The sequence below is a fragment of the Paraburkholderia sp. CNPSo 3274 genome, from assembly GCF_024206475.1.
In the GTDB taxonomy this organism is placed as follows: Bacteria; Pseudomonadota; Gammaproteobacteria; order Burkholderiales; family Burkholderiaceae; genus Paraburkholderia.
In genome coordinates, this window is record NZ_JAMBPR010000028.1 from 92,622 (window position 1) to 100,526 (window position 7,905).

The window sequence follows — 7,905 nt, forward strand, 5'->3', positions numbered from 1 at the left end:
CGCGAGGAATGTGTGAAACCGGACACCGCTACGATCGCTAGCGTTTCGCTGCATCCCGCAAAGCTTCGAGCAAGCTTTGGGCGTTGTGCTCTCCGCCGTAGAGATGGCCATTGATAAACAGTGTGGGTGTCCCCTGCACTCCACTGCGTATCCCGCTCGCGAAGTCGCTCTGGATGCGCTCGTCGTAACGGCCACTGAACGCAGCGGTCAAACTGTGAGGAGGGAGACCCAGCTCGGCGGCGTACTGCGCGATGTTCTGATCCCCCAAGGAGCGCTGATTCTCGTACAACATATTGTGTGCATCCCAAAACTTGCCGAGGGCAGCAGCGGCTTCCGAAAATTCCGCCGCATGGAGGGCGTGGGCGTGCATTTCGGTCAATGGGAAGTGCCGGAAGACAAATCGCAATTTCTCTCCCATCACGTGCTGTACTGCCGTGATGACGCCGTGCATTGCCCCGCAATACGGGCATTCGAAATCACCGTACTCGACGAGTGTTACGGGCGCATCGATCGCACCGTGCGAGTGGTCGAGCGGTCCAACGGATGGCGAAAGTTTGCTCATGGAATGTCCTGTTGCAGGCTGCAATCGGCTGCTTCGCGCCAGTATGTCCTGGCGGCATCTCGTTCAGGTAGCTTAGGTCGATTCACATTACCCGAACAGCTATCTGATCGGGTAATCGAAGCGCTCACGAGACGCCGCGGACTAAACCTTTGTATAGTGAGACCATCGCTAGAGCCTCTTCAATCTTCCGACGCGTTTGACTGTCACAAGGACTTTCATTGCCTGCTCCTCTCCTTTAAATCATCCTAATGGTCTGGATAACGAACTATTCTCCGTGATTGCCCACGCTTTGTTCTTGTGCACTGCAACGTAATTCGCCGCACTCAACGGCGCCAGCTTCGTAGCGGTTGGGCTATCATTTTCCCGACCGCTCGTTAGATGCCATGGTCTCTCAGGCTGGCGCGGTCCAATATCCCCGATACAGGGATGACCGATCGCGAAAAAAGGGGACGCAGCCGGGGCGAACCCGCAGACACGGAGCAGCCCATGCACGTGACCGAAGCGTCAGGAGCGGTGACTGGAGGGGCGGTCACGGCCAGACCTCCCGTTTTGCTCGCGACGAAGATCTTTCCGCCCCGGCTGCCCGCGGGCCTGATCGACCGTCCGCGCCTTGTCTGTCTCGCCGGGCAGGCCGAGAACAAACGTCTCACCGTCATCAAGGCCCCAGCCGGCTTTGGCAAGACCTCGCTTGCGCTGACCTGGCTCGAGCGCTTGCGCATGAAAGGCATACTGGTAGCGTGGCTGTCGCTCGACAGCGAAGACGACGAGCCCGCGCGCTTCCTCTATCACCTCGCGCAGGCCCTGCAGCAGGCTAGCGACAACGTCGGCGCGTCGGCCATCGGGCTCACGACAGCGGCGTCGCTCGTGCCCGCGCAGTCGATCGTCTCGACGCTCATCAACGAGCTCTTCGAGGTCGACGACGAGGTGTGCATCTTCCTCGACGACTTCCATCTGATCAGCCTGCCGGCCATCCACGACGCGGTGTCGTTTCTGGTCGAAAACGCGCCTTCGCACGTGCACGTGGTGATCTGCACGCGCACAGACCCGCCGTTGCCGCTCGGCCGCCTGCGAGCCCGCAACAGCCTGCTGGAACTCGACGCCTCCACGCTGCGCTTCGACTTCGACGAAACGCGCAGCTTTGTCGAGCACGAGTGGCCCGGCAAGCTGCATGCGTCCAGCATCAAGTCGCTCTTTACCCGCACGGAGGGATGGGCCGCCGCATTGCGCATTTCCGCGTCGGTGCTCGCGCGCGCCGCACACAAGCCGGATACGGAGATCGCGCCGGCCTCGGGCGCGTCGCACCCATTTGCTGCCTATCTGGAGGACATGGTCAGGCGCCTGCCTGGCGGGATGGTCGAGTTCATGCTGCGCACCTCGATACTCGAGCGGCTGAGCGCGCCGCTGTGCGAGGCGATCACCGGCGTCAGGACGAGCCAGGCCATGCTGGAGTCGATCGCCGCGCGCCAGTTGCTGCTCGAACCGCTGGATCTCGACGGCACCTGGTTTCGCTTCCATCATCTGATGGGCGAATACTTGCACCGGCGCCTGCAAACGCAGCACCGCGACGAGGTCGCCGACCTGCATCGCCGCGCATGCCAATGGTACGCGCAGGAGGCGCTGTGGACCGACGCGGTCAGACATGCCATCGCTGCGGGAGATACGGAAGAGGCGGTCTCGCTTATCGGCCGCTGCGCAATGGCGCTGGTCACGAAAGGCGACCTGCTCACGCTGCTCGGCTGGCAGCGGCAGTTCCCGGCGCACCTGATGCGCTCACAGATCAAGGTCACGCTCGCCATCGCCTGGGGAATGGCGCTCGCCATGCGCTTTGATGAAGCGCTCGCCATGCTCGACACGATCGAGCAGGATGCCGCCGCGTCCAGCTCCGATCCCGACCCTGTTCATTGGGAATGCCAGGCAATCCGCTCTGTCGTGGCTGCCCTTCAGGACGACGCGCACGCCTGCCTCGCGCTTGCGGAAAGCTGCCTCAAGCGGCCATCGACCGACATCTGGACCACCAACGTGGCCTCCAACGTCGTGCGCTTCGCGCACTGGAAAATGGGAAATCTGGAAGCGCTCTACGCGGTGCCGTGGGTTCCGTATTCGATCGAGGAAGACTCGCGCAATGTGTTCGCGTCGGTCTACCGACTCACGCTGCTGGGCCACGTGGAGATGCAGCAACTGCACTTCCCGCTCGCCGAGCGTTATTTCCAGGAATCCATGCGGCTCGCGGAGCAACACGCCGGCCCGAAATCCATCGCCGTCGCGCAGGTCGCGCCGATGATCGGGCAGTTGCGCTACGAGCAAGGGCGGCTGGATGAAGCCGAAGCGCTGGTGAGCGACCTGATGCCCGTTATCGACGCCGCCGTGTTGCTCGACAGCGCACTGATGGCCTACCGGATGCTGATCCGCACCGCCGGGGCGCGTTCGGATACTGTGCAGGCCTATGCGTTGATCGATCGGGCGCAGGCATTGGCCTACGCGCGCAAATGGGACCGCCTGAGCGCCGGCGCCCTCGTCGAACGCACGCGGCTCAATCTCGCCGAGGGCCGCATCGTGGAAGCCGCCGCCAGCGTCGCACAGCTTGATCGGCTTGCGGATTCGGCCCGCGCCGCCGCAACGTCCGCTGCCGCGGAGATCGGCACATACCGTGGACTCGCGCGCGCGTATCTCGCGATGGCGCAGGGCCGCACGCAGGACGCCGCCGACACCCTGAATGCCGAGCTGCAAACCATCCAGGGCCGGCATGGCCACTATCTCGCGCTGCGCCTGCGCACGGTGCTCGCGCTCGCCTGGATGGCGGCAAGCGAAAGCGCGCGAGCCGTCGAGATCTTTCGCGAAGTCTTGATGGCCGCAGCGCCTGCGGGACTCTACCAGTCCATCGTCGATCAGGGGCCGCAGATCGTACCATTGCTACAGGCCGTGCGCGAAGCGCTGCGTGGCGAGGCGCAAGCGAAGGCCCTGCTGGCCTACGTCGATCGTCTGCTGGACGGTAGCCGCGCTCTGTATCAGCCAGGCGACACCCGCGCGCGCAACGCGGAGCGCGAGCCGCTCAGCGCGCGCGAGCGCGACATCATCGGGCTGATCGCGCACGGCCAGTCGAACAAGGAAATCGCACGCACGCTCGGCATCGCGCCGGAGACCGTCAAGTCGCACGTGAAGAGCATCTTCGTGAAGCTCGCGGTGGACAAGCGCGCGCAGGCGGTGGCGCGGGCGCAATCGTTGGGGCTGGTGGGAAGCGTCTGAATCGTGATTCGTACTGCGTTGAAAAAACAATGAACGGCGTCACAACGACTCGGTAAAACAAGCTGCATCAGGCTTCGATAACGTATGTTCCCGGTGCGTCGGCAAGCGCAGCGTGACGCTCATTGCCGAGCGAAGCCGGCGCGCTGCGGCGCTCGCCCGAACGGCCTGCAAGCCACTCGCGCCAGTTGCCCCACCACGAGTCCTTTTCGGGCGTGGCGCTGGCGAGCCACGCGTCCGCATCAGCAGGCAGCTCCGGGTTCATGAAGTACTTTGCCTTCGGATTGCCCGGCGGATTGATCAGGCTCTGGATGTGGCCGCTCGAGCTGAGCACGAAGCGCGTCTTGCCGCCGAACGTGCGCGCCGTGTTGTAAACACCCTTCCACGGCGTGATGTGATCCGTCATGCCTGCCACCACGTAGGTGTCGCACGTGACCTCGGAGAGATCGATAGGCGTGTCGAGCACCGTGAGCGCGTGGCGCTTGCTGAACAGGTTACCCGTGAAAATGTCGAGCAGCTGGCCATGAAAGCGCGCGGGCAAGCGGGTCGTATCGTTGTTCCAGTAGAGGATGTCGAACGCGGGCGGCGCCTTGCCCAGCAGGTAATTGTTGACCCAGTAATTCCACACCAGATCGTTGGGCCGCATCCACGCGAACACGCGCCCCATCTCTTCGCCCGCGAGCACGCCGCGAGCGAGGCTGTTCTGCTTGGCCGCCGCAATCGCTTCGGGCGTGCAGAAGAGGCCAAGCTGCGAGTCGGCGGTGCTGTCGAGCACGGCAACCATCAGCGTGGTGGCGTTGACCATCTTTTTGCCGCGGCTCGCCAGGTGTCCGAGCAGTGCCGATATCGTCATCGCGCCGGAGCATGCACCGTGCAGGTTCACGTCGTCGCTGCCGGTGATGTCGCGCACCGCGTCGATGGCCTCCAGCAACGCAGAGACGTAGGTATCCATGTCCCAGTGGCTTTGTGCCGCCGTGGGATTGCGCCAGCTCACCGCGAACACCTGGAACTCGTTTTTCACGAGGTAGTCGACCATGCTCTTGCCTTCGGAGAGGTCGAACACGTAGAACTTGTTGATCTGCGGCGGCACGATCAATTGCGGCCGGCCATAGACCTGCTCCGTGGCCGGCTTGTACTGAATCAGCTCCAGCACCTCGTTGCGAAACACCACCGCGCCCGGCGAGGTGCCGAGATTCTTGCCCACTTCGAAGGCGCTCTTGTCCACTTGCGCGGGCATGCCCTGATTTTTCAGCATGTCGAACATGGCGTTTTTGAGGCCGCCGATCAGGCTCGCGCCGCCCGAATCGACGACCTTCTTGAGCGCCGCAGGGTTACCGAGCAGCGTGTTCGTGGGCGAAAGCGCATCGGTGAAGAGCGACATCACGAATTGCGCGCGCTCCTTGCTCTTCGAATCCAGCGCCGAGCGGTCGACAAAACCGTTCAGCGCGTCGCGCCAAGCCAGATAGCCCTGCAGTGCCATGCGATACCACGTGTTGTCCTGCCACGCGGGGTCTGCGAAACGTTTGTCGCCTGCGGGCGGCGCGCTTTTCGCATTGCCGCCCAGCACGGCCAGCAGATTACGCACGAGCGCCGCTTCCTGTTCGACCAGCAGCGCGGGCTGCCGCACGGCCTGCGCGCCGATCTGCTGCGCGGTGGCCAGGATATCGCATGGCCGCAGTCCCACAAACGGATTTGGGCCGAGCATGCCTTCCGTTGCAGACGCCGAGACATCGTCAATCTGTTCGTTATGCGAATTGTCTTTCGCCGTTGCCGCCATTTTCCTGCTCCTTATACGACGCATTTCGCGTCCTTGAACGCCCGAATTACGCCACGAGCATCGCGAGGGTCTCGGCGACCAGCGCGGGCTTCTCTTCGCCTTCGATCTGCAGTTCGTTCATCGTCTTGACGATGATTCGCCCGCCGCCCTTCTTCTCCACCGACACCAGGGTCACGCGGTTGCGCACCCGGGCGCCCGCCTTCACCGGCGTCATGAAGCGCACCTTGTCCAGCCCATAGTTCAGGCCTGCCGACGCGTCCTCCGGAATCAGGCCGATCTCCATGGCGAGCGCGGCCAGCAGCGAAAGCGTCAGATAGCCGTGCGCGATCGTGCCGCCAAACGGGCTCTCGCGTCTGGCGCGCTCGACGTCCACGTGGATCCATTGCCGGTCGCCGGTGCAGTGTGCGAATGCGTCAATGCGTGCCTGATCGACGACGACCCAGTCCGATACGCCCAGCTCGCGGCCCACAAAATCGTCGATCGTGGCGATGCTGTATCCCTTGATGCTCATTGCGAGTACTCCTCTTTGAACCTTGTGAATGACCGATCAGGCGAACTGCTCGCGCAGCCACTTCTTGTCGATCTTCCCGACGCTTGTCTTTTTCAGTGCATCGACAAACTTGACGATCTGCGGCACTGCGTACTTCGAGATCCGGCCTGACCTGGCGAACGTCATGACGTGCTCCTTGATGTCGTCCTCACTCGCTTTGGCGCCGGACTTGAGCACGACGAGCGCCACGGGGCGCTCGCCCCACTTCTCGTCCTTGATGCCGATGACCGCCACTTCGGCCGCGCCAGAATGCAGGGAAATCAGGCTTTCAATTTCGAGCGACGACACCCACTCGCCGCCCGACTTGATCACGTCCTTGATGCGATCGGTAATCTGCAGATTGCCGGTCGGGTCGATATTGGCAATGTCCTGCGTATGCAGATAGCCGCCCGCCCAGAGCTGTTCCGAGGCCTCGGGATTCTTCAGGTAGCCCTGCGTGAGCCAGGGGGCGCGCACAACGATCTCGCCATTGGCCTTGCCATCGCGTGGGAGGTCGTCCATCTGCTCGTCGACGATGCGCAGATCGACGAGCGGAACCGGGAAGCCCGTCTTGCAGCGCAAGCGCACCTGCTCGTCGAGATCGAGCGGCTCGCCGCCCGTTGGCACTTGTGCGAGACTCAGCACGGGGCCCGTCTCGGACATGCCGTAGCCAGCGAAGATGTCGATGCCGCGTTCGAGCGCACTGCGTGCAAGGCCCTGCGGCAACGCTCCGCCGCCAATCACGATCTTCCACTTGCTGAAGTCGACTGACTCGGACTCGGCGCTGTTGAGCAGCATGTGGAGAATCGTGCTCACGCAGTGCGAGAACGTGACGCCTTCGTCGCGCACCAGTTGCACCAGGCGGTCCGGCACATAGCGGCCTGGATAAACCTGCTTCACGCCCATGACCGTCGCGATGTAGGGCATGCCCCATGCGTGCACATGGAACATCGGCGTGAGCGGCATGTACACGTCGCCGCGATGGAAGCGCTGCCCGGAAACGGGACTCGCCAACGCCGCCATCAGCGTGAGCGTATGCAGCACGAGTTGACGGTGCGAAAAGTAGACGCCTTTCGGCAAGCCGGTGGTGCCCGTCGTGTAGAAGGTCGTGGCGCGGGTGTTCTCGTCAAAATCGGGAAAGTCGTAGTGCGCTTCGCTCTGCGCCAGCATCGCTTCGTATTGCGCCGCGAAGTCGATGGAATGCGCTGCAGCGACACTGTCCGGCTCATCGATATAGACGAAGGTGCGCACGTTCTTGAGCTTGTCCTTGATCGATTCGACGACCGGCAGAAAATCGGTGTGCACGAGCAGCACCTCGGCGCCGGCATGGTCGATCGTGTACGCGATTTCGTCTGGCGAAAGACGCACATTGACCGTCTGCAGCACGGCGCCCATCATCGGCACGGCAAAGTAGCACTCCAGATAGCGATGGCTGTCCCAGTCCATCACCGCGACCGTGGTGCCATGCTGTACGCCGAGCCCCTTCAGGCCATTGGCGAGGCGCGCGATGCGCTCGCGCAGCTTCGAATACGTCATCCGCAGCTGCCCGCGGTAGACGATCTCCTGGTCCGGCGCCTGAACGCATGGCGTATGCAGCAGTTGCTTGATCAACAGCGGATAGGCTTGGGCCGAAGGCGCCGCATTCTGCACGTCGTCCTGCATCAATCTCTCCTTGAGTCTGAAAGTGGATGGCGGGCTGGCACAGATTCGTCGTACTGCTGGTGGACAGTGACATCCCGAATGACGTCATCTTGGGCCCGGCCAAGGGGGCGGAACATCCCCTGAACGGGGGAGCGA

The 7,905-nt window shown here is 63.0% G+C and carries 5 protein-coding genes; 1 reads left to right on the top strand and 4 read right to left on the bottom strand.

The features are described 5' to 3' along the window. Nucleotides 1-37 precede the first annotated feature (37 nt). Nucleotides 38-562, bottom strand: a complete 525-nt coding sequence (locus M3I54_RS20320; RefSeq protein WP_254339114.1) for a DsbA family protein — start codon at nt 560-562, stop codon at nt 38-40. 486 nt (nt 563-1,048) lie between these two features. Here M3I54_RS20320 and M3I54_RS20325 point away from each other — a divergent pair, with 486 nt between their 5' ends. Then, the gene (locus tag M3I54_RS20325) at nt 1,049-3,805 is read left to right on the top strand and encodes a LuxR C-terminal-related transcriptional regulator (RefSeq protein WP_254339116.1); all 2,757 of its coding nucleotides are present in this window, start codon (nt 1,049-1,051) and stop codon (nt 3,803-3,805) included. Nucleotides 3,806-3,872: 67 nt separating this feature from the next. On the opposite strand, the gene M3I54_RS20330 is transcribed toward M3I54_RS20325, so the two are convergent. Genes M3I54_RS20330 through M3I54_RS20340 form a run of 3 tightly spaced genes read right to left on the bottom strand, consistent with a single transcriptional unit; the run spans nt 3,873 to nt 7,770 of the window. Continuing rightward, the gene (locus tag M3I54_RS20330) at nt 3,873-5,579 is read right to left on the bottom strand and encodes an alpha/beta fold hydrolase (RefSeq protein WP_254339118.1); all 1,707 of its coding nucleotides are present in this window, start codon (nt 5,577-5,579) and stop codon (nt 3,873-3,875) included. Between the two features lie 46 nt (nt 5,580-5,625). Next, complete coding sequence (locus M3I54_RS20335; RefSeq protein ID WP_254339120.1) at nt 5,626-6,090, bottom strand: MaoC family dehydratase; 465 nt, start codon at nt 6,088-6,090, stop codon at nt 5,626-5,628. Between the two features lie 36 nt (nt 6,091-6,126). Next, the gene (locus M3I54_RS20340) at nt 6,127-7,770 is read right to left on the bottom strand and encodes a fatty acid--CoA ligase (RefSeq protein ID WP_254339122.1); all 1,644 of its coding nucleotides are present in this window, start codon (nt 7,768-7,770) and stop codon (nt 6,127-6,129) included. Between the last annotated feature and the right edge of the window lie 135 nt (nt 7,771-7,905).

Bases quoted from the DNA above. Each gene is read 5' to 3' on its own strand.
- M3I54_RS20325 (WP_254339116.1), top strand. From the start codon at position 1,049: ATGCACGTGACCGAAGCGTCAGGAGCGGTGACTGGAGGGGCGGTCACG.
- M3I54_RS20335 (WP_254339120.1), bottom strand. From the start codon at position 6,090: ATGAGCATCAAGGGATACAGCATCGCCACGATCGACGATTTTGTGGGC.
- M3I54_RS20330 (WP_254339118.1), bottom strand. From the start codon at position 5,579: ATGGCGGCAACGGCGAAAGACAATTCGCATAACGAACAGATTGACGAT.
- M3I54_RS20340 (WP_254339122.1), bottom strand. From the start codon at position 7,770: ATGCAGGACGACGTGCAGAATGCGGCGCCTTCGGCCCAAGCCTATCCG.
- M3I54_RS20320 (WP_254339114.1), bottom strand. From the start codon at position 562: ATGAGCAAACTTTCGCCATCCGTTGGACCGCTCGACCACTCGCACGGT.